Origin of the sequence: Nocardioides rotundus, from assembly GCF_019931675.1 — a bacterium.
GTDB lineage: Bacteria > Actinomycetota > Actinomycetes > Propionibacteriales > Nocardioidaceae > Nocardioides > Nocardioides rotundus.
Map to the genome: position 1 here is coordinate 2,729,237 of NZ_CP082922.1, position 18,687 is coordinate 2,747,923.

An 18,687-nucleotide genomic window follows, 5' to 3' on the forward strand; every position below is an offset into this window, starting at 1 on the left:
TCAGACCTCGAGGAGCTCTGCTTCCTTGGCCTTGAGCAGCTCGTCGATCCGGTCCGTGTGGGACTTCGTGGTGCTGTCCAGCCGCTTCTCGGCGCCGGTCACGTCGTCCTTGCCGACCTCGCCGTCCTTCTCCAGCTTCTCCAGGGCCTGCTTGGCGGTCCGCCGGATGTTGCGGACCGAGACCCGGCCCTCCTCGGCCTTGCTGCGGGCGACCTTGATGAACTCCTTGCGGCGCTCCTCGGTCAGGTCGGGGAAGACGCAGCGCAGCACCTTGCCGTCGTTGGCCGGGTTGACGCCCAGGTCGGAGTCGCGGATCGCCTTCTCGATGTTCGCCATCGCGCCCTGGTCGTAGGGCTGGATCAGGATCACCCGCGCGTCCTGCGCGGTGAAGGAGGCCAGCTGCTGCAGCGGCGTCTCGGTGCCGTAGTAGTCGACGACGATCTTGTTGAACATGCTCGGCTGCGCCCGGCCCGCGCGGATCACCGCGAACTCCTCCCGGGTGGCGTCGACCGACTTGTCCATCCGGGTGTCGGCGTCCTTGAGGATGTCGTTGATCACGGTGCTCCCTGCTCTCTCGTCGTCGTGGCGGTGCCGCGGCCTCAGCCGGTGGCGCTGACCAGCGTGCCCATCTTCTCACCCCGGGCGATCCGGAGGATGGCGCCCTGCTGCTCGGCGCCGAAGACGATCAGCGGCATGTCGTTCTCCATGCACAGCGCGAACGCGGTGGCGTCGGCCACCTTGAGCCGCTGCTGCAGGACCTCGCCGAAGCTGATCGTGTCGTACTTGAACGCGTCCGGGTCCTTCTTCGGGTCGGCGCTGTAGAGGCCGTCCACGCCCTGCTTGGCCATGAGGACGACCTCGCAGCGGGTCTCCAGCGCGCGCTGCGCGGCGACGGTGTCGGTGGAGAAGTACGGCATCCCGGCGCCGGCGCCGAAGATCACCACGCGGCCCTTCTCCATGTGCCGCATCGCCCGGCGGGGCACGTAGGGCTCGGCGACCTGGCCCATCGCGATCGCGGTCTGGACCCGGGTGTCGATGCCCTCCTTCTCCAGGAAGTCCTGGAGGGCCAGGCAGTTCATCACCGTGCCGAGCATGCCCATGTAGTCGGCTCGCGCGCGGTCCATCCCCCGCTGCTGCATCTCCGCGCCGCGGAAGAAGTTGCCGCCGCCGACCACCACAGCGACCTGCACGCCCTCGCGCACGACCGAGGCGATCTCCGCGGCCACCTGGGAGACCACGTCGGGGTCCACGCCGAGGCGCCCGCCTCCGAACACCTCGCCGGAGAGCTTGAGCAGGACTCGCTGGTATCCGGTCACCGAATCTCCCTTGCCGCGTCGTGATGGACGAAGGCCGGGCCGCGGATCGTGAAGTGATCCATGGCCCGGCCTCCTCCTGGTCTCAGGTTCTGCTCGACCTTACTGGTCTCAGGCGCCGACCTCGAAGCGGACGAACCGCTGCACGGTGGTGCCGTTCTCGTCGAGGACCTGCTTGACCGACTTCTTGTTCTCGGTCACCGACGGCTGGTCCAGCAGCGCGACCTCCTTGAAGAAGGCGTTCACCCGGCCCTCGGTGATCTTGGCGATCGCCTGCTCGGGCTTGCCCTCCTCGCGCGAGGTGGCCTCGGCGATGGAGCGCTCCTTCTCCACGACGTCGGCGGGGACCTCGTCGCGGGAGAGGTACGTCGGCCGCATGGCGGCGATCTGCTTGGCGGCACCCTCGGCACCGGCCCGCTCGCCGGCGTACTCCACCAGCACGCCGATGGCGGCCGGCAGGTCGGCGGCCCGGCGGTGCAGGTAGGCCACCGTGTCGCCGTCGAAGTAGGCCACCTGGCCCAGCTCGATCTTCTCACCGATGGTGATCGCCAGGTTCTCCACGACCTCGCCCACGGTCTTGTCGCCCAGCGGGGCGGCCTTGAGCGCCTCGGCGTCGGTGGCCTTGGCCTGGTCGGCGGCCTCGGCGATCTGCTGCGCGGCCTTGATGAAGTCGTCGTTCTTGGCGACGAAGTCGGTCTCGCTGCGCAGCTCGACCAGCGCGCCGCCGGAGTGGACGACCAGCCCGGAGGTGGCCTCGCGCTCGGCGCCCCGCTTGGCGGCCTTGGCGGCGCCCTTGACCCGCAGCACCTCGACGGCCTTGTCGAAGTCGCCGTCGGCCTCGTCGAGGGCCTTCTTGCAGTCCATCATGCCGGCCCCGGTCAGCTCCCGGAGCTTCTTGACGTCGGCGGCGGTGAAGTTCGCCATGGGGAGTTCAGTCCTTCTCTCTTGAGAACTCGAAGGGATGGGGTGGTGGGTCAGGCCTTCTGCTCGGCGTTGGCGAAGCCGGCCTTCTCGGCCGCCTCGGCGGTGCGGAACCACACCTCGGCCTTGGTCCGGTCGTACCACGGGCTGGAGGGGGCGTGGAACTTCATCGAGTCCTTGTTGCCCTTGATCTCGAAGCCCTCCGGCGCGGAGCCGTCCTCGTTCGCCGGGGCGGAGTCGGGGCCGAAGCCACCGTCGGTGGCGGCGAACGCCTTCACCTCGGTGGCGGTGTCGTCCGCGACGGCCTCCTCGGCAGCCACAGCGGTCTCGGCCTCGGCAGCGGCGCCGGTAGCGTCTCCCTCGGCGGCCTTCTCCTCGGTCTTGACCTCGGCGGACTCCGCGACCAACTCGTCGGCCTTGGCCTCGTCGGAGGCGACCTCGCCCTCGAGCAGCTCGCGCTCCCACTCGGCCAGCGGCTCGTCGGCCGCGGCCTGGTCGCCCTCGGACTTGCCGCCGGAGCGGGCGATGAGGCCCTCGGCGACGGCGTCGGCGACCACACGGGTCAGCAGACCGACGGCGCGGATGGCGTCGTCGTTGCCCGGGATCGGGAAGTCGACCTCGTCCGGGTCGCAGTTGGTGTCCAGGATGCCGATGATCGGGATCCGCAGCTTGCGGGCCTCCTCGACGGCCAGGTGCTCCTTCTTGGTGTCCACCACCCAGACCGCCGCCGGGGTGCGGGACATCTCGCGGATGCCGCCCAGGGTCTTGTCCAGCTTGTCGCGCTCGCGCTTGAGCTGGAGCAGCTCCTTCTTGGTGCGACCGGAGCCGGCCACGTCGTCGAAGTCCAGCTCGTCGAGCTCCTTGAGCCGGTTGATCCGCTGGTGCACGGTCGAGAAGTTGGTGAGCATGCCGCCCAGCCAGCGCTGGTTGACGAAGGGCATCCCGACGCGGGTCGCCTGCTCGGCGATCGCCTCCTGGGCCTGCTTCTTGGTGCCCACGAACATCACGGTGCCGCCCTTGGCGACGGTCTCCTTGATGAAGGCGTAGGAGCGGTCGATGTAGGCCAGCGACTGCTGCAGGTCGATGATGTAGATGCCGTTGCGCTCGGTCATGATGAAGCGCTTCATCTTCGGGTTCCACCGACGGGTCTGGTGTCCGAAGTGCACGCCGCTCTCGAGCAGCTGGCGCATGGTGACGACTGCCATGATGATCTTCTCCTGTGTGGGAGCCCGCGTGCCGCTCTGCCCGCCCTTGACCCAGGACGAGCCGGTCGCCGTGCTCTCTCGTTGGTTTTCAGTTGCTGCCCCGGGCGGGTGCCCGGCGCCCTGACGTCCGCGCGGGGCTCCGACCCGGTGTCACCGGGACCGAGGAGGCCCGCCCGCGGGCGGCCGAGCCGCAGGAGGCGGCCCGTCGCGGTCTGCGGACGTGCGAAGTCAGCTCCCGAAGGAGCTGCTTGCACCATGCTAGTCCACGGCCGGTGCCGGGCCCAATCGCTGGCGCCCGCTTCCGGGCCACCTCGCGTCCACAGGCCCCCTCCCGGCACCGGTTCTCCACAGGCCCGCCTCGACCGGCGGCGCGACCGCCGCACCGGGTGCAGGGTGTCGCCATGCCCTTCCACCGTCGTGAGACCCCCGAGCGAGCCGCCAGGCTCCTGTCGCTGATCGTCCTGGTCGCCGGCCTCGTGCTGGCGCCGGTCGACGGCACGGTGCGTCAGACGGGAGCCGCGGCCGCGGCCGCGGCGGTGGAAGGGCCGCCATCGTGGGCCTCGTCCCGCCCCTCCCCCGACCCCGTGGGCGTGTGGCCGCTGGTGCCCCAGCCCGACGTGGTGGCCGACTTCGACCCGCCCGCCCAGCGTTGGGGGTCCGGGCACCGGGGCGTCGACCTGCGCGGCCGCGTCGGGCAGCCGGTGCGCTCTGCCCTGGCGGGGAGGGTGTCCTACGCCGGCCGCCTCGCCGGCCGGGGCGTGGTCGCGGTGACCCACCCCGACGGCACGCGCACGACGTACGAACCTGTGGCCGCCCGGGTGCGGGTCGGCCAGCAGGTGCCGAAGGGCGGGCGGATCGGTGTGCTGGAGGGAGCGGGGTCGCACTGCTCGCCCTCGGCGTGCCTGCACTGGGGCTGGCTGCGCGGCGAGACGTACCTCGACCCGCTGGACCTGGTCGGGGGTGGACCGGTGCGACTGCTCCCCCTGTGGCGGGACCTGCCGGCCGGATCCGGGCGCTCCACCGGCGGGTGGCGGCCCTTGGCGGCCCGGTGGCCGTCGCTGGTGGCGGTGGCGGGCCTGCCGGTGCTCACGCCCGGGGGTGCGCCTGGCGGTAGGCCTGTCGCAACCGGTCCGTGGTGACGTGGGTGTAGAGCTGGGTCGTCGCCAAGGACGCGTGGCCCAGCAGCTCCTGGACCGAGCGCAGGTCGGCGCCACCCTCGAGCAGATGGGTCGCGGCGGTGTGCCGGAGGCCGTGCGGCCCGATGTCGGGCGCGCCCGGCACGTCGGCGATCCGCCGGTGCACCAGGGTGCGCACCGCGCGCTGGTCGATCCGCCCGCCGCGGGCGCCGAGGAAGACCGCGGGCCCCGAGGTCCCGGTGGCCAGCGCCGGGCGTCCCTCGCGCAGCCACCGGTCCAGGGCACCGGCCGCCGGGCCGCCGAAGGGCACGGTCCGCTCCTTGCGACCCTTGCCGAGCACGCGGACCACGTTGCGGTCGCGGTCGAGGTCATCCACGTCGAGGCCACACAGCTCCCCGACCCGGATGCCGGTCGCATACAGCAGCTCGAGCATCGCCACGTCGCGCAGCCCGACCGCGCTCCCGTCGTCGGCCAGCTCCGCGGCGGCGCGGACCAGGTCCGCCGCCTCGTCGGCCCGCAGCACCGACGGCAGGGTGCGGTGGGCACGCGGCGACCCGAGCGCCGCGCCGACGTCCACCGGGATGCGGCCGGTGCGGGCCAACCAGGCGGTGAACCCGCGTGCCGCGGTGGCCCGTCGAGCCACGGTGGTGCGGGAGCGGCCACGGGTCTGCTGCTGGGCAAGCCACCCCCGCAGGGTGCGCAGGTCGAGGTCGGTGACGTCGGTGTCGCCCAGCCGGCGGGCGTGCTCGAGCAGCGAGGCGATGTCGCCGAGGTAGGCCCGCACGGTGTGGGCGGTCAGGTCCCGCTCGACGGCCAGGTGCCGCTCGTAGTCGCCGAGCACCCTCGCCATCGCCTCGGGGAGCTCCTCCGGGGCCGGCCCGGCGTTCGCGGACGTGGTCACGCCGCAACGGTACGGCGCCGCCCCCGCGTCTAGCGGGAGGTCGCGCCCACGCGTCAGCTCTCAAGCGCCCGAGGTCCGAGCAGCCAGCCGCTGCCCAGGCGGGCCACGAACTCGCGCTTCTCCAGCCGCATCAGGCTCTCGTAGGTCTCCTTCAGGCCGATCCCGGCGGTTCGGGCGATCGAGTCCACCAGCACGGGTTCGGCGACGGGGACGGCGTCGAGGATCTGCCGCTGCCGGATGGACAGCGCGTCGCGCGGCTTCGGCGGTTCCCAGGGCACCTCGAGCAGGTGCTCCCCCGGCGCCCCGACCAGCTCCAGCACCTGCGCGCCGTTGCTGACCAGGGTCATGGCGCCCTCGCGGATCCGCTCGTGCACGCCCTGCGACAGTGCACTGGTGATCGGCCCGGGGACGCCCATCGCGGCCCGGGAGAGGCTGTCGGCCCAGCGGGCGGTGTTGAGTGCGCCGCTGCGGATCGCCGCCTCGACCACGACCGTGCCCGCGGTGAGCGCGGCGATCAGCCGGTTGCGCCCGAGGAAGCGCAGCCGGTGGCTCGCCGACCCCGGCGGTGCCTCGGAGACCAGCGCGTGCTCGGCTGCCAGGTGCCGGATCAAGGCGGCGTGCCGGGGCGGGTAGGGCCGGTCCACGCCCCCGGCGAGCACCGCCACGGTCCGGCCGCCGGCCTTGAGCGCCCCGTCGTGGGCGGCGTAGTCGATCCCGATCGCGGCACCCGAGACGGTCACCACGCCCGCCTTGGCCAGGGTGCCGCCGATCTCCAGGGCGATGTCGGCGCCGTACGTCGTCGCGCCGCGCGAGCCCACCACGGCGACCGAGTGCTGCAGCTCGCCCAGGCTCATCGGGCCGCGCACCCACAGCCCCACCGGGACGCCGCCGCGCCCGTGGATCTCCACCCCGGCCAGCTGCGAGAGCTGGTCGGGCCACTCCTCGTCGCCCGGGACCACGAACCGGATCCCCTGGTCGGCGGCTCGGGCCAGGTCGCGGGCGGGGTCGAGGTCGGCGGCGCGCAGGCGCGCGTCCTCCCCGGGACGGCGATCCTCCTCGGCCACGTCGATGTAGGCCCGCTCCTCGACGAGCTGCCGCCAGGTGGCGACCGGGCCCAGCTGCGTCACCAGCCCGAGGACCCCGGTCGCCCCGGGCTCGGTCATCCGGCTCAGCGCCACGCGCGCCAGCCGCTCCTCCTCCGGCGCCCTCACCCCGCGACCTCCAGGTCGAGGGCGGACAGCGGCAGCGGGTCACCGCCGCGCAGCGCGAGCGCGGCGGTCACGTGCTCGGCCGTCGGCGCGTCCGCGGCGGACAGGTCCGCGAGCGTCCAGGCCATCCGGTGCACCCGGGTCGCGCCGCGGCGGGACAGCCGGCCGGCGTAGACCTCTTCGTCGACCACCCCGCGGGCCGGGGCGGGTAGAGGGAACTCGCGAGACAGGACGGGGCCGGGCGCGTGCGCGTTCAGCCGCCAGCTGCGCCCCGCCCAGCGCCGCGACTGCCGCTCGCGCGCGGCCTCGACGACGGCTCGGACCTCGGCGGTCGTCGCCGCCGGGCTCCCCCACGGGACGTCCTCGGGCGCGGGGCGGGCCGCCACCACATGGCGGGTGATGTCGATCCGGTCGATCAGCGGGCCGCTGAGCCGAGCGCGGTAGGTCCGGCGCTGCTGCTCGGTGCAGGTGCACCGGTGCTGCATGCCGGTGCCGTAGTTGCCGCACACGCACGGGTTCGCCGCGACCACGAGCATGGTGCGGGCCGGGAACGTGGCGGTCTCCTCCCCCCGGGCGATGGTCACCTCGCCGCTCTCCATCGGCTGGCGCAGCGCCTCGAGCACGTCGGTGTGGAAGAACGGCAGCTCATCGAGGAAGAGCACGCCGCCGTGCGCCCGGCTCAGCTCCCCCGGGCGGACCCGCCCCGAGCCGCCGCCGAGCAGGCTGGCGGCGCTGGCACTGTGGTGCGGGGCGCAGTACGGCGGCCGGCGCAGCAGGCCGTCGCCCGGCTCCAGGGCACCGGCGAGCGAGTGGATCGCGGTCAGCTCGAGCCGCTCCTCGGCGCTCAGGTCGGGCAGGATCCCGGGCAGCCGCTCGACCAGGGAGGTCTTCCCCGATCCCTTCGGCCCCTCGAGCATCAGGTGGTGCCCGCCGGCCGCGGCGACCTGCAACGCGAACCGGGCATCGTCCAAGCCGTGCAGGTCGGCGAGGTCGACCTCGTCGCGCCGGGCGTCCCCGCGCCAGGAGAGCAGCCGGGTGCCCGACATCGGCGCCACCTCGGGCGCCTCGGGGACCTCGACCCCCTTCAGCTCGGCCACCACCTGCCCCAGGGAGCGCATCCCGAAGACCGCCATGCCGGGCACCATCGCCGCCTCCCGCGCCTGCGGCTCGGGCACGAAGACCCGGCGCACGCCCGCCGCGGAGGCGGCCATCACCATCGGCAGCACCCCGGGCACCGAGCGGAGCCGCCCGTCCAGGGTGAGCTCGCCGATGAGCACGGTGTCGCGGAGCGCGTCGGCCTCGACCTGCTCCGAGGCGGCCAACACCGTGACGGCGATGGCCAGGTCGAAGTGCGTCCCCCGCTTGGCCAGGTCGGCCGGCGAGAGCAGGATCGTCACCCGCCGGGTGGCCGGCCAGGTCAGGTGCTCGTTGGTGATCGCCATCCGGCAGCGCTCGCGGGCCTCGTTGAGCGTGACGTCGGCGCGCCCGACGATCGTCGCCCCGACCGACCCGGGCGAGACGTCGACCTGGACGTCGACCAGGTGGCCGACCGCACCCTGCAGCGAGATCGACCGACTGGTCGCCACCCCGCTCATCCCAGCCCCACCACGTGGTCGACGACCGGGGCGCCCTCGCGGCGGCGCAGCACCGCGACCAGGTCGAGCCGGACGTCGGGGACGAATCGGTCCTGGGCGCTCAGCCAGGCGGCGGCCAGCCGGCGCATCCGCGCCACCTTCCGCCGGGTCACCGCCTCGTGGGGGGTGCCGTAGGACAGCGACGTCCGGGTCTTCACTTCGCAGAACACGAGCACCGGGCCGTCCCGCAGCACCAGGTCGATCTCGCCCTCGGGGCAGCGCCAGTTGCGGTCCAGCAGGACCATCCCGCACTGCTCGACCAGGTGCCGGGCGGCCACGTCCTCGCCGTACGCCCCCAGGGAGCGGTTGTGGTTCTCCGTCATGCGGCCAGCCTCGCCGCGGCGGCGGACACCCACCCTGCCTTATCCACAGGCGGGGCCCGGAGCGGGCCCGGAGAGGGGCCTGTGGACGGGAACTGGCCCCGATCAGGTCTTGGGCGGCTCGATGTCGGAGGGGCTCAGCTCCTCCACGTTGACGTCCTTGAAGGTCAGCACCTTGACGTTCTTGGCGAAGCGGGCGGGACGGTACATGTCCCACACCCAGGCGTCGCTCATCGAGACCTCGAAGAACACGTCGCCGGCCTCGGTGCGCGCTTTGACGTCGACCTGGTTGCACAGGTAGAAGCGCCGGTCGGTCTCCACGACGTACTTGAAGATCTTCGAGACGTCGCGGTACTCGCGGTAGAGCGTCAGCTCCATCTCGGTCTCGTACTTCTCGAGATCCTCCGCGCTCATCCTCACTCCTCGCGCACGTCGTCGGGCAGGGTGCCGACACTATCCGGCCGGTCCTCACCCTCCGGCTCCAGCCCGGCCGCCCGGCGCACGTTGACGAACCGCATCCGGTGCTGCGGGCAGGGGCCGTGCGCGCGCAGCGCGGCCTCGTGCACGTCGGTGATGTAGCCCTTGTGGGTCTTGAAGTCGTACGCCGGCCAGTCCCGGTCGCGCTCGACCATGATCCGGTCCCGGGTGACCTTGGCGAGGACCGACGCCGCGGCGATGCAGGCGGCCACCCGATCGCCCTTCCACACCGCCAGACCGGGGACGTCGAAGCCGTCCACCGGGAACCCGTCGGTCAGCACGTAGGCCGGCCGGATGTCCAGCAGCGCCACCGCACGGCGCAGCGCCTCCACGTTGGCCACGTGCATCCCGAGCCGGTCGCACTCCTCGGGCTCGACGACCACCACCGACCAGGCGAGGGCTCGGCGGACGACCTGGTCATAGGCCCGCTCGCGGGCGGCGGGGGTGAGCAGCTTGGAGTCCGCCAGCCCGGGCACGATCCCCGCCCGCCCCTCGGGGAGGACGGCGGCCCCGGCGACCAGCGGCCCCGCACAGGCGCCGCGCCCGGCCTCGTCGACGCCGGCGATCGGCTCGATCCCCGCGCGCCGCAGGGCCCGCTCATAGCCGTAGAGCCCGGCGTCCCGACGCACGGTCACGCCCTTGGGCAGGCCGATCACGAGGCGTCCGGCACGTCCGCGAAGGTGTCGGGACGTGCGAGCCAGGAGAACCGTTCTCGCGGCCACAGCAGCACGAAGACCTTGCCGACGACCAGATCGGTCGGGACGAACGCGCCGGCGTTCGTGCAGTCGGTCTCCATCGTGGCGTCGCACAGGTGCGCCGAGGAGTCCGCGGATCGTGCGCGGTTGTCGCCCATCACGAAGATCCGGCCCTCGGGGATCGGACCGGCCTTCCACGGCCGCGCACAGTCGTTGACCATGGGGCCGTTGCAGGTCATGCCGGGCGACTTCTTGACGTAGGAGGCCTCGTCCAACGGCTCGCCGTTGACCGACACGCGCCCCTGCTTGTCACAGCAGCTGACCGTGTCGCCCTCGACGCCGATGACCCGCTTCACCAGGTGGCCGCCCTCGGGGTAGAGCCCGATCTTGACCATCACCTGGGCCAGTGGGTTGGTCGGCCCGGCCGAGTCGGCCGGTGAGAGCCAGCCGCCCGGGTCCTTGAAGACGACCACGTCGCCGCGCTCGGGCCCGTCGCCCCAGTAGGACGGCTTCTCCACCAGGATCCGGTCGTTCTCGACCAGTCCCGGCTCCATGGACTCCGAGGGGATGTAGAACGCCTGGATGAAGAAGGCCTTCAGCACGATCGCCAGCACCAGGGCCAGCCCCAGCAGCAGGATCGTCTCCTGCCAGAGCGGGAGCTGCTTCTTCGCCTTCTTCTTCGGCGCGTCGGAGACCGGGGAGGACGAGGTCACGCGCTGAGCCTAGACCGAGTCCCCTCAGGACTCGCGGCGCTCCTTGATCTTGGCGGCCTTGCCGCGCAGGTTGCGCAGGTAGTAGAGCTTCGCCCGGCGCACGTCACCGCGGGTGACGACCTCGATCTGCTCGAAGATCGGGGAGTGCAGCGGGAAGGTGCGCTCGACGCCGACGCCGAAGGAGACCTTGCGGACGGTGAAGGTGCGGCCGATGCCGGAGCCGTGGATGCGGATGACCACGCCCTGGAAGACCTGGACACGGGACCGGTTGCCCTCGGTGACCTTCACGTGCACCTTGACGGTGTCGCCGGCGCGGAACTCCGGGATGTCGGTGCGCTTGTTGGCGGCGGCCAGGTCGGTGACGAGCTTGCTCATGGTTGCTCCTCGCAGGTGCCACAGGTCAACCGCGACTCGTTGATGGTCGTGCGTCGGGTCGCTCGTGCGGCCGGGCGCCGCGCCCCCTGTGGCAGGTGCGGTACGCCGGTCCCCGGGGTGTGACTTCCGGGCGACCTCGGCCCGAGCGGACCAAGGGGCAAGTCTGCCAGAGGAGGCGCCTCAGTCCGAAATCGGTCCGGGCGGGAGCAGGTCCGGGCGGCGCTCGCGAGTACGGCGTACCCGCTGGTCGTGGCGCCATGCGGCGATCCGCCCGTGGTCGCCGGACAGCAGGATCTCCGGCACGTCCAGCCCCCGCCAGGAGGCGGGCTTGGTGTAGACGGGGTACTCCAGCAGACCGTCCTCGTGCGACTCCTCGTCCAGGGACGCGGCGTTGCCCATGAACCCCGGCAGCAGGCGCACCACGGCCTCGATGATCGCCAGCGCGGCCACCTCGCCGCCGTTGAGGACGAAGTCGCCGAGGGAGACCTCCAGCACCTCCACGCGGTCGGCGAAGTGGTCCATCACCCGCTGGTCGATGCCCTCGTAGCGGCCGCAGGCGAAGACCAGGTGCTCGCGGGTGGACAGGTCCCGCGCCAGCGCCTGGGTCAGCGGGACCCCGCTCGGGGTCGGCACGATCAGGGTCGAGCCCCCCTCATCGCTGGTCGAGCGCCCTTCATCGCTGGTCGAGCGCCCCTCATCGCTGGTCGAGCCTGTCGAGACCACCTCGTCCAGCGCCTCCCCCCACGGCTCGGGCTTCATCACCATGCCGGCGCCGCCGCCGTACGGCGTGTCGTCGACCGTCCGGTGCCGGTCGCGGGTCCAGTCCCGCAGGTCGTGCACGTGCAGGTCGAGCAGCCCCGAGGCGCGCGCCCTCCCGGGCAGCGAGAGGTCGAGGGGCGCGAGGTAGTCCGGGAAGATGGAGACGACGTCGATCCGCACGCGGAGCAGCCTCTCAGCCCAGCGGGAGCCGGTCGACCGTGCGGACGTCGCGCAGCGGGTTCGCCGAGCAGCCGGCGATGTTGTAGATCCAGTCCCCCACGGGGACGAACCCCTGACCGTGGCGGGCCACGGTCATCGGGTTGCCCTCCTGCCACCGGGTGGGATCGGCCAGGTCGAGGACGTAGCTGTACTCGTGCCAGGAGAACCAGACCTTGCCGTCCGCGACGGCGCCGCCGCCGCGGGAGATGGTGCGCGGCAGGTCGGGCACCTCGCGGGTGCGGCCGGTCTCGGGGTCGAAGAGGTCGACCCGTGCCGACGGCCCGTCGGCGTCGAAGCCGCCCACGACCATCAGGCCCCGGGGGGTGGACAGGGTGTCGTGGGAGTTGCGTGGCCCGGGCATCGGCGTCGTCGCGGTGCTCCATGTCTCGGTGCGCGGGTCGAAGACGTCGACCGCGGCGACCTGCTGGGCCTTGTTGTTCTCACCGCCGACCACGTAGATCTTCCCGCGGTGCAGGGTGACCGTGTGCGCGTAGCGGGCGTTCGGCAGCGGGGGCAGCCGGCGCCAGCGGCCGGTGCGGGTGTCCAGGACCCCCGCCCAGTCGGTCGCCTTGGCGTTCTTGTCCAGGCCGCCGAAGAGGTAGATCCGCGGGCCGACGGCGGCGGTCTCGAATGACGCCAGCCCGACGGGCACCTCGATGTCGGAGGTCGTCCACTCCCCGGTGCGGGTGTCGAGCACCTCCACCGAGGTGAGTCGGTTGCCCCGCTCGCCGGTCATCCCGCCCATGATCCAGATCCTCCGGCCGATGACGGAGGTCCCGAAGTCGTCGCGCGGGGTCTCGATCGTGCCGGCCTGCTCCCACTGGGGGAAGACCTCGGAGCTGGTGGCCGTCTCGACCGTGCTCGTGCCGGCGCTGCTCGAGCCGGACTCGGCGGAGGGGGTCTGACCCTCCCCTCCGCCGCATCCGGCGACACCGGCGACGACCACGAGGGTCGCCGCCAGGGACCCGAGGGTCCGCAGCGTCACGCGCGGATGTCCCGCTCGGCCGCGAAGTGGCAGGCCGACGGGTGCCCGGAGGAGTCGCGGATCTGGAGCAGCGGCTCCTCGGTGGCGCAGATGTCCTCGGCCTTCCAGCAGCGGGTGCGGAACCGGCAGCCCGAGGGCGGGTCCGCCGGGCTGGGCACGTCGCCCTGCAGCACGATGTGGTCGCGGGCGCCGGCCTTGCGCGGGTCGGGCACCGGGACCGCGGACAGCAGCGCCTGGGTGTAGGGGTGCGTGGAGTGCTCGTAGATGTCGCTGTCACCGCCGATCTCGACGGCCTTGCCCAGATACATCACCATCACCCGGTCCGAGATGTGCCGCACCACCGACAGGTCGTGCGCGATGAAGACGTAGGCGAGCCCGAACTCCTTCTGCAGCCGCTCGAAGAGATTGACCACCTGCGCCTGCACCGACACGTCGAGCGCCGAGACGGGCTCGTCGCAGACGATGACGTCCGGGCGCAGCGTCAGCGCGCGGGCGATGCCGATGCGCTGGCGCTGACCGCCGGAGAACTGGTGCGGGTAGCGGTTGATGTGGTCGGGGTTGAGGCCCACGACCTCCAGCAGCTCCTGCACGGCGGCCTGCTTGGACCGGCCCTGCAGCGCGTCGGAGTGGATGTCGAAGGGCTCGCCGACGATGTCGGCGACCGTCATCCGGGGGTCGAGGGAGGAGTAGGGGTCCTGCAGCACGATCTGGATGTCGCGCCGGGCCCGGCGCAGCTCCTTCGGCGACAGGCCGACCATCTCCCGGCCCTTGAGCTTGATCGACCCGTCGGTCGGCGTCTCCAGACCGAGGAGGGTGCGACCCAGCGTGGTCTTGCCACAGCCGGACTCCCCCACGATGCCCAGCGTCTCGCCCTTGTGCAGGTCGAAGGAGACGCCGTCGACGGCCTTGACGTGGCCGATGGTCCGCTTGAACACGATGCCCTGGGTGAGCGGGAAGTACTTGCGCACGTCGCGCACCTGCAGCACCGGCTCGGCGCTCGTTCCGGCGCGCTCGGCCTCCGGAGCGGGGGTCGTGGTGCTCACTTGTCCATCACCTCCTCCCAGAAATGGCAGGCGCTCGTGCGCCCGCCGGGTACGTCGTACAGCGGCGGCTTCTCCTCGCGGCAGCGGTCGCGCGCGAAGGTGCACCGCGGGTGGAAGGCACAGCCCGAGGGCGGGTCGGTCAGGGTCGGGGGCAGGCCCTTGATGACCGTGAGCTCCTGGCCCTTCTGGTCCACCCGCGGGATCGACTCCAGCAGCGCCTTGGTGTAGGGATGGGCCGGCGCCTCGTAGGTCTGGAAGACGTCGGCCTGCTCGACCGCGTTGCCGGCGTACATCACACAGATCTTGTCCGCGACGTCGGCGACCACGCCCATGTCGTGGGTGATCAGGATCAGCCCGAGCTGCATCTCCTTCTGCAGGTCGGCGAGCAGGGACATCACCTGGGCCTGGACGGTCACGTCCAGGGCGGTGGTGGGCTCGTCGGCGATGATCACGTCGGGCTTGAGCGCCAGGGCCATCGCGATCATCACGCGCTGCCGCATGCCGCCGGAGAACTGGTGCGGGTAGTCGTTGATCCGCCCCCTGGCGCCGGGGATGCCGACCAGGTCGAGCATCTCGACGGCCTTGGCCTTGGCGTCCTTGCGGGAGAGGCCCTGGTGCTGGCGGAACAGCTCGCTCAGCTGCCACCCGACGGTGAAGACGGGGTTCAGCGAGGACAGGGCGTCTTGGAAGATCATCGCGATCTTGTTCGCCCGGACGTGCCGTCGGGTGCCCTCGTCCATGGTGAGCAGGTCGACGCCGCGGTAGCGCACCTGGCCCTGGGAGATCCGGGCGGGCGGCTCGTCGAGGATGCCCATGATCGCCTGCGCGGTCACGGACTTGCCGGAGCCGGACTCCCCCAGGATGCCGAGGGTCTCGCCGGGGTTGAGGGTGAAGTTCACCCCGTTCACCGCGTGCGCGATGCCGTCGCGGGTATTGAACTCCACCTGCAGGTCCTCGACCTCCAGGAGCGGGGCGTACTGGTCGAACTTCACCTTCGACAGCGGGTCCCGACCCCGCTTGACGGGCTCGTCGGTCATGACCTCGGACATTCAGGTCTCCTTAACGGGTACGGGGGTCCAGCGCGTCACGCAGCACGTCACCCAACAGGATGAACGCCAGGCAGGTGACCACGATGAACATGGACGGGAAGACGAGCAGGTGCCAGAACCCGGCGAAGACCAGGGTCTGTCCCTCGCTGACCAGCAGGCCCCACGACATCGTGGGCCGCTGATATCCCACACCGAGGAAGGTCAGCGTCGCCTCCGCGCTGATGAAGCCGCCCAGGCCGATGGTCGCCAGCACCATCACCGGCGCGATCGAGTTGGCCAGGATGTGCTTGCGGATGATGAAGCCGTCCGGGGCCCCCAGCGCTCGCGCCGCGTCGACGAAGTCGCGCTGCTTGGCCGAGATCACCGAGCCGCGCATCACGCGCGCCAGTGACGTCCAGCCGAAGATCGAGAGCACCGCGGCGATCGACCACTCGTTGCGGGTCTGGAAGATCGCCAGGAACACCAGCGCGCCGAGCAGGAACGGCAGACCGAAGAAGATGTCGGTGAGCCGGCTCAGGACCGAGTCCACCCAGCCGCCGTACCAGCCGGCGAGGGTGCCGATGGTGACGCCCAGGATCACGGTGGCCGTGGTGGCGATGATCGCGACGACCACGGACTTGCGGGTGCCCCAGACCAGGGAGTCCCACATGCTGCAGCCCTGCACGGTGTAGCCGAAGGGGTGCTCGGCCGAGGGGCCGACGCGGGCGTTGTCCAGGTCGCAGGCGCCGCGGGAGACCGGGTCGGGCCCCGCGAACCACTGCGGGAACGCGGAGAAGAGCAGGGCCACGATCACCAGGATCAGGGAGAACCAGAAGACCGGGTTGCGGACCAGCGAATAGCGTACGTCGCCCCACAGGCTGCGGGTCTTGCCCGACGGGGTGCCGCCGGGCTCCCCCGTGGCCGGAGCGGGCGCGGCGGCGGCGGAGATGTCACTCATAGCGGATCCTCGGGTCGAGTGCGGCGTACAGGATGTCGACGATCAGGTTGGCCACCAAGAAGACGACGGTCAGGATCGTGACGACGCCCAGGATCACCGCCCCGTCGTTGGCTCGGGTGGCCTGGAAGACCAGCTGGCCGACCCCGGGGACGTTGAAGATGCCCTCGGTGACCAGCGAGCCGCCGAGCAGCAGGCCCACGTCGATGCCGATGTAGGTCACCACGGGGATCAGCGAGTTGCGCAGCGTGTGCACCCCGATGATCCGGCGGCGGGTGAGGCCCTTGGCCTTGGCGGTGCGCACGTAGTCCGAGCTCAGGTTCTCGATCAGGCTGGTGCGGGTCAGGCGGGCGATCGCGGCCAGTGAGAAGGCGCCCAGCACCAGGCCCGGTAGGAACAGGCTGAGCCAGGGGTACTCCTCGTTGTAGCCGACGTTGAACATCTGGCCCAGCCACTCCGGCGCCCAGGTGCTCTCCCGCAGCATCAGGCCGAACTTCAGACCGATGAACAGCAGCGCGAGCGAGCCGAAGACGAAGACCGGGATGGCGATCAGGATGACGGTGGAGAAGCGGACGAAGTTGTCGACGAACTTGTCCTTCTTCAGGCCGGCGGCGATGCCGAGCAGGATGCCGACGACGGTCTCGAAGATCAGGGCGATGACGGTCATCCGCAGGGTCACGCCGATCCGCTCCATGAAGAGCTCGGTGACCGGTCGGCCGCGGAAGTTCACGCCGAAGTCGAAGCTGAGGTACTGCCCCATGCGCTCGAAGAACATGCCGATGCACGGGTTGAACGGGTAGATGCCACCACCGCGCAGGCACTTGTTGTCCAGGCCGTACTCGGTCTGGAGCTGGCGGATCACCTCGTCGGGGGGCGCGTTCTCACCGAACAGTGCGCGCACCGGGTCGCCGACGGTCTGGATCGTGATGACGCTGAGCAGGTGGAGCAGGAAAAGCGTCCCGATGATGACGGGAATGAACTGCAGGAGTCGGCGGGCGACATAGCGGCCCATGGGAGTCCTTCCGGTCGTGCGTGTGGGCCCGGAACGGGGCCGGGCCAATGACTGGCCCGGCCCCGTCCGAGAAGGTTACTCGCTGGTCAGTGCAGACCGATCAGCGGAGTTGAACCGGCGTGAGGATCAGCCTCACTGGGTCACCGAGATCTCGTTGAACGCGATCTCGCCCTGTCCCACGTCGTAGCGCACGTCGCCGACCTGGTCGGAGTAGGCGATGGCCGTGCCACCGCTCCACATCGGCAGGATCGGCATGTCCTCCAGCGCCATGTCGTCGGCCTCCTGGTAGAGGCTGATCGCCTCGTCCAGGGAGCCGGCCTGGTCGGCCTCCTCGAGCTTCTTGTCCAGCTCGGGGTTGGAGTAGCCGGTGTAGTTGGAGTCACCGTCGGTGCCCACGATCGGGCGCACGTAGTTCTCCGGGGACGGGTAGTCCAGCGACCAGCCGAGACGGAACGGGCCGGTGAACTTCTGGCCGTCCAGGAAGGTGAGGTACTTCGCCCACTCCTGGCTGTTCAGCTTGTAGTCGAAGCCCAGGTTCTCCTGGACCTGACGGGCGGCGGCCTCGACCCACTGGTCGTGACCGGCGTCGGAGTTGAAGTAGTACTGCATGGTCTGGCCGGCCGGGTCCACACCGGACTCCTCGAGCAGCTGCTTGGCCTGCTCGGGGTCGTAGGTGCAGTAGTTGCAGGCGTCGTCGCGCGAGCCGGGGATCGGCGGCGTGACGATGTCGGTCGACGGGTAGGCCAGGCCGTTGAGCACCTGCTCGACGATCTGGTCGCGGTCGATGGACATGGAGATCGCCTGGCGCACCTGCGGGTTGTCGAACGGCTTCTCCTTGGTCGGGAAGCCCATGTAGGTCAGGGTCGCCGTCGGCTCCTCGATGATCGAGTCGCCCAGCTGGCCCTTGGCCTCCAGGTAGACCTCCGGAGCCAGGCTGATCACGTCCAGGCCGCCGTTCTGGAAGTCACGGAACGCGGCGGTCGGGTCGGTGAACATCTGGAAGTCGATGCTGTCCGCCGTCGCCGTGGCGTCGCCCTGGTAGTCGGGCCACTTGGTGACGGAGATGCTCTCGTCGTGCTTCCACGGGCCGTCCATCATGTAGGGGCCGGTGCCGATGGGCTCCTCGTTGCACGCCTTGACGTCGTCGATGCACTCCTGGGCGATCGGAGCGAACGCCGGGGTGTAGGAGAGCATCTGGCCGAACTGGGAGAACGGGGCGTTCAGCTTGACCTCGAGGGTCTGGTCGTCGACCGCCGTGACGCCGCTGAGGCCCTTGGCCTTGCCGGCGCCCTCGATGCGGCTGAGGAAGCCCGCCGTCGCCTGAGCGTTCTTCGGGTTGGCGGAGTACTCCCAGGCGCGGATGAACGCCTCGGCGTTCACCGGCTCGCCGTTCTGGAAGGTGTAGCCGTCCTTGATCTTGAGGGTCCAGGTCTGGTTGTCCTCGGACTCCACGCTCTCCAGGAGGCCGTCGTACTGCAGCTCGCCGGACTCGAAGTCGACGTTGACCAGGGGCTCGTTGATCAGGTCGAGGATCTTCGAGCACTCGGACTCGTAGCAGTTGGAGAAGGGAGCGAGGAAGGTCGGCTCGGTGACCTCGGCGGTGAACGTGCCGCCGGGCTGACCGGTCGGCTCGCCGCCGGCGTTGTTGCCGCTGCCCTCGTTGTCGGTTCCGCCGCCACCGCCGCCACAGGCGGTGAGGCCGAGTGCGAACACCGCGGCGACCGCGGTCATTCGCATGGGCTTGCTGAGATTCATGTGTCCTCCTGACGAGCCGGCGGAAGGTTTCCC

At 71.1% G+C, this 18,687-nt stretch carries 20 protein-coding genes; 1 reads left to right on the top strand and 19 read right to left on the bottom strand.

Features of this window, described 5'->3' with window-relative positions; genetic code table 11:
• The 4 genes from frr to rpsB form a co-directional block, all read right to left on the bottom strand.
• A complete protein-coding gene (frr, locus tag K8W59_RS13360) occupies window positions 1–555 on the bottom strand; it encodes a ribosome recycling factor (RefSeq protein ID WP_223399800.1) in 555 nt (184 codons plus the stop codon).
• Window positions 556–599: 44 nt separating this feature from the next.
• A complete protein-coding gene (gene pyrH / locus K8W59_RS13365; protein ID WP_223394653.1) occupies window positions 600–1,316 on the bottom strand; it encodes a UMP kinase in 717 nt (238 codons plus the stop codon).
• A gap of 108 nt (window positions 1,317–1,424) precedes the next feature.
• Window positions 1,425–2,237 carry a translation elongation factor Ts gene (tsf, locus tag K8W59_RS13370; protein WP_223394655.1) on the bottom strand — a complete coding sequence of 271 codons (813 nt, stop codon included), beginning with the start codon at window positions 2,235–2,237 and terminating at the stop codon, window positions 1,425–1,427.
• Window positions 2,238–2,287: 50 nt separating this feature from the next.
• Window positions 2,288–3,439 carry a 30S ribosomal protein S2, sunset domain variant gene (gene rpsB / locus K8W59_RS13380; RefSeq protein ID WP_317846271.1) on the bottom strand — a complete coding sequence of 384 codons (1,152 nt, stop codon included), beginning with the start codon at window positions 3,437–3,439 and terminating at the stop codon, window positions 2,288–2,290.
• Window positions 3,440–3,840: 401 nt separating this feature from the next.
• Between rpsB and K8W59_RS13385 the strand changes: the two genes are divergently transcribed.
• Complete coding sequence (locus K8W59_RS13385; RefSeq protein WP_223394657.1) at window positions 3,841–4,578, top strand: M23 family metallopeptidase; 738 nt, start codon at window positions 3,841–3,843, stop codon at window positions 4,576–4,578.
• Here K8W59_RS13385 and K8W59_RS13390 read toward each other — a convergent pair.
• The 15 genes from K8W59_RS13390 to K8W59_RS13460 form a co-directional block, all read right to left on the bottom strand.
• A complete protein-coding gene (locus K8W59_RS13390; RefSeq protein ID WP_223399801.1) occupies window positions 4,526–5,425 on the bottom strand; it encodes a tyrosine recombinase XerC in 900 nt (299 codons plus the stop codon). The genes K8W59_RS13385 and K8W59_RS13390 overlap by 53 nt on opposite strands.
• 104 nt (window positions 5,426–5,529) lie before the next feature.
• Window positions 5,530–6,687 (bottom strand): DNA-processing protein DprA, encoded by a 1,158-nt coding sequence (gene dprA, locus K8W59_RS13395; RefSeq protein WP_223394659.1) that lies wholly within the window; start codon window positions 6,685–6,687, stop codon window positions 5,530–5,532.
• A complete protein-coding gene (locus tag K8W59_RS13400) occupies window positions 6,684–8,279 on the bottom strand; it encodes a YifB family Mg chelatase-like AAA ATPase (RefSeq protein ID WP_223394661.1) in 1,596 nt (531 codons plus the stop codon). Before K8W59_RS13400 ends, dprA begins: the two co-directional genes overlap by 4 nt.
• On the bottom strand, window positions 8,276–8,641 hold the full coding sequence (locus tag K8W59_RS13405; RefSeq protein ID WP_223394663.1) for a YraN family protein: 366 nt from the start codon (window positions 8,639–8,641) through the stop codon (window positions 8,276–8,278). Before K8W59_RS13405 ends, K8W59_RS13400 begins: the two co-directional genes overlap by 4 nt.
• Window positions 8,642–8,743: 102 nt before the next feature.
• Complete coding sequence (locus tag K8W59_RS13410; RefSeq protein WP_223394665.1) at window positions 8,744–9,052, bottom strand: DUF2469 domain-containing protein; 309 nt, start codon at window positions 9,050–9,052, stop codon at window positions 8,744–8,746.
• Window positions 9,053–9,054: 2 nt separating this feature from the next.
• Window positions 9,055–9,771: a ribonuclease HII gene (locus K8W59_RS13415; RefSeq protein WP_223394667.1), complete on the bottom strand. Its 717-nt coding sequence runs from the start codon at window positions 9,769–9,771 to the stop codon at window positions 9,055–9,057.
• On the bottom strand, window positions 9,768–10,523 hold the full coding sequence (lepB, locus tag K8W59_RS13420; protein WP_223394669.1) for a signal peptidase I: 756 nt from the start codon (window positions 10,521–10,523) through the stop codon (window positions 9,768–9,770). Before lepB ends, K8W59_RS13415 begins: the two co-directional genes overlap by 4 nt.
• A gap of 24 nt (window positions 10,524–10,547) precedes the next feature.
• The gene (gene rplS / locus K8W59_RS13425) at window positions 10,548–10,898 is read right to left on the bottom strand and encodes a 50S ribosomal protein L19 (protein ID WP_223394671.1); all 351 of its coding nucleotides are present in this window, start codon (window positions 10,896–10,898) and stop codon (window positions 10,548–10,550) included.
• A 180-nt stretch (window positions 10,899–11,078) separates the two neighbouring features.
• Window positions 11,079–11,837, bottom strand: a complete 759-nt coding sequence (gene trmD / locus K8W59_RS13430) for a tRNA (guanosine(37)-N1)-methyltransferase TrmD (RefSeq protein WP_223394673.1) — start codon at window positions 11,835–11,837, stop codon at window positions 11,079–11,081.
• A gap of 13 nt (window positions 11,838–11,850) precedes the next feature.
• Window positions 11,851–12,861, bottom strand: coding sequence for a Kelch repeat-containing protein (locus K8W59_RS13435; protein WP_223394675.1), 1,011 nt, complete (start codon window positions 12,859–12,861; stop codon window positions 11,851–11,853).
• A complete protein-coding gene (locus tag K8W59_RS13440) occupies window positions 12,858–13,904 on the bottom strand; it encodes an ABC transporter ATP-binding protein (RefSeq protein ID WP_223394677.1) in 1,047 nt (348 codons plus the stop codon). Before K8W59_RS13440 ends, K8W59_RS13435 begins: the two co-directional genes overlap by 4 nt.
• Window positions 13,901–14,953 (bottom strand): ABC transporter ATP-binding protein, encoded by a 1,053-nt coding sequence (locus K8W59_RS13445; RefSeq protein ID WP_223394679.1) that lies wholly within the window; start codon window positions 14,951–14,953, stop codon window positions 13,901–13,903. The genes K8W59_RS13440 and K8W59_RS13445 overlap by 4 nt, the downstream gene beginning before the upstream one ends.
• 10 nt (window positions 14,954–14,963) lie before the next feature.
• Window positions 14,964–15,890 carry an ABC transporter permease gene (locus K8W59_RS13450; RefSeq protein ID WP_223394681.1) on the bottom strand — a complete coding sequence of 309 codons (927 nt, stop codon included), beginning with the start codon at window positions 15,888–15,890 and terminating at the stop codon, window positions 14,964–14,966.
• The gene (locus K8W59_RS13455) at window positions 15,883–16,899 is read right to left on the bottom strand and encodes an ABC transporter permease (RefSeq protein WP_223394683.1); all 1,017 of its coding nucleotides are present in this window, start codon (window positions 16,897–16,899) and stop codon (window positions 15,883–15,885) included. Before K8W59_RS13455 ends, K8W59_RS13450 begins: the two co-directional genes overlap by 8 nt.
• Before the next feature lie 132 nt (window positions 16,900–17,031).
• The gene (locus tag K8W59_RS13460; RefSeq protein ID WP_223394685.1) at window positions 17,032–18,654 is read right to left on the bottom strand and encodes a peptide ABC transporter substrate-binding protein; all 1,623 of its coding nucleotides are present in this window, start codon (window positions 18,652–18,654) and stop codon (window positions 17,032–17,034) included.
• Window positions 18,655–18,687 lie beyond the last annotated feature (33 nt).

Bases quoted from the DNA above. Each gene is read 5' to 3' on its own strand.
- K8W59_RS13410 (WP_223394665.1), bottom strand. From the start codon at position 9,052: ATGAGCGCGGAGGATCTCGAGAAGTACGAGACCGAGATGGAGCTGACG.
- K8W59_RS13390 (WP_223399801.1), bottom strand. From the start codon at position 5,425: ATGGCGAGGGTGCTCGGCGACTACGAGCGGCACCTGGCCGTCGAGCGG.
- K8W59_RS13450 (WP_223394681.1), bottom strand. From the start codon at position 15,890: ATGAGTGACATCTCCGCCGCCGCCGCGCCCGCTCCGGCCACGGGGGAG.
- K8W59_RS13400 (WP_223394661.1), bottom strand. From the start codon at position 8,279: ATGAGCGGGGTGGCGACCAGTCGGTCGATCTCGCTGCAGGGTGCGGTC.
- tsf (WP_223394655.1), bottom strand. From the start codon at position 2,237: ATGGCGAACTTCACCGCCGCCGACGTCAAGAAGCTCCGGGAGCTGACC.
- rpsB (WP_317846271.1), bottom strand. From the start codon at position 3,439: ATGGCAGTCGTCACCATGCGCCAGCTGCTCGAGAGCGGCGTGCACTTC.
- rplS (WP_223394671.1), bottom strand. From the start codon at position 10,898: ATGAGCAAGCTCGTCACCGACCTGGCCGCCGCCAACAAGCGCACCGAC.
- K8W59_RS13405 (WP_223394663.1), bottom strand. From the start codon at position 8,641: ATGACGGAGAACCACAACCGCTCCCTGGGGGCGTACGGCGAGGACGTG.
- K8W59_RS13455 (WP_223394683.1), bottom strand. From the start codon at position 16,899: ATGGGCCGCTATGTCGCCCGCCGACTCCTGCAGTTCATTCCCGTCATC.
- K8W59_RS13385 (WP_223394657.1), top strand. From the start codon at position 3,841: ATGCCCTTCCACCGTCGTGAGACCCCCGAGCGAGCCGCCAGGCTCCTG.
- K8W59_RS13445 (WP_223394679.1), bottom strand. From the start codon at position 14,953: ATGTCCGAGGTCATGACCGACGAGCCCGTCAAGCGGGGTCGGGACCCG.
- K8W59_RS13460 (WP_223394685.1), bottom strand. From the start codon at position 18,654: ATGAATCTCAGCAAGCCCATGCGAATGACCGCGGTCGCCGCGGTGTTC.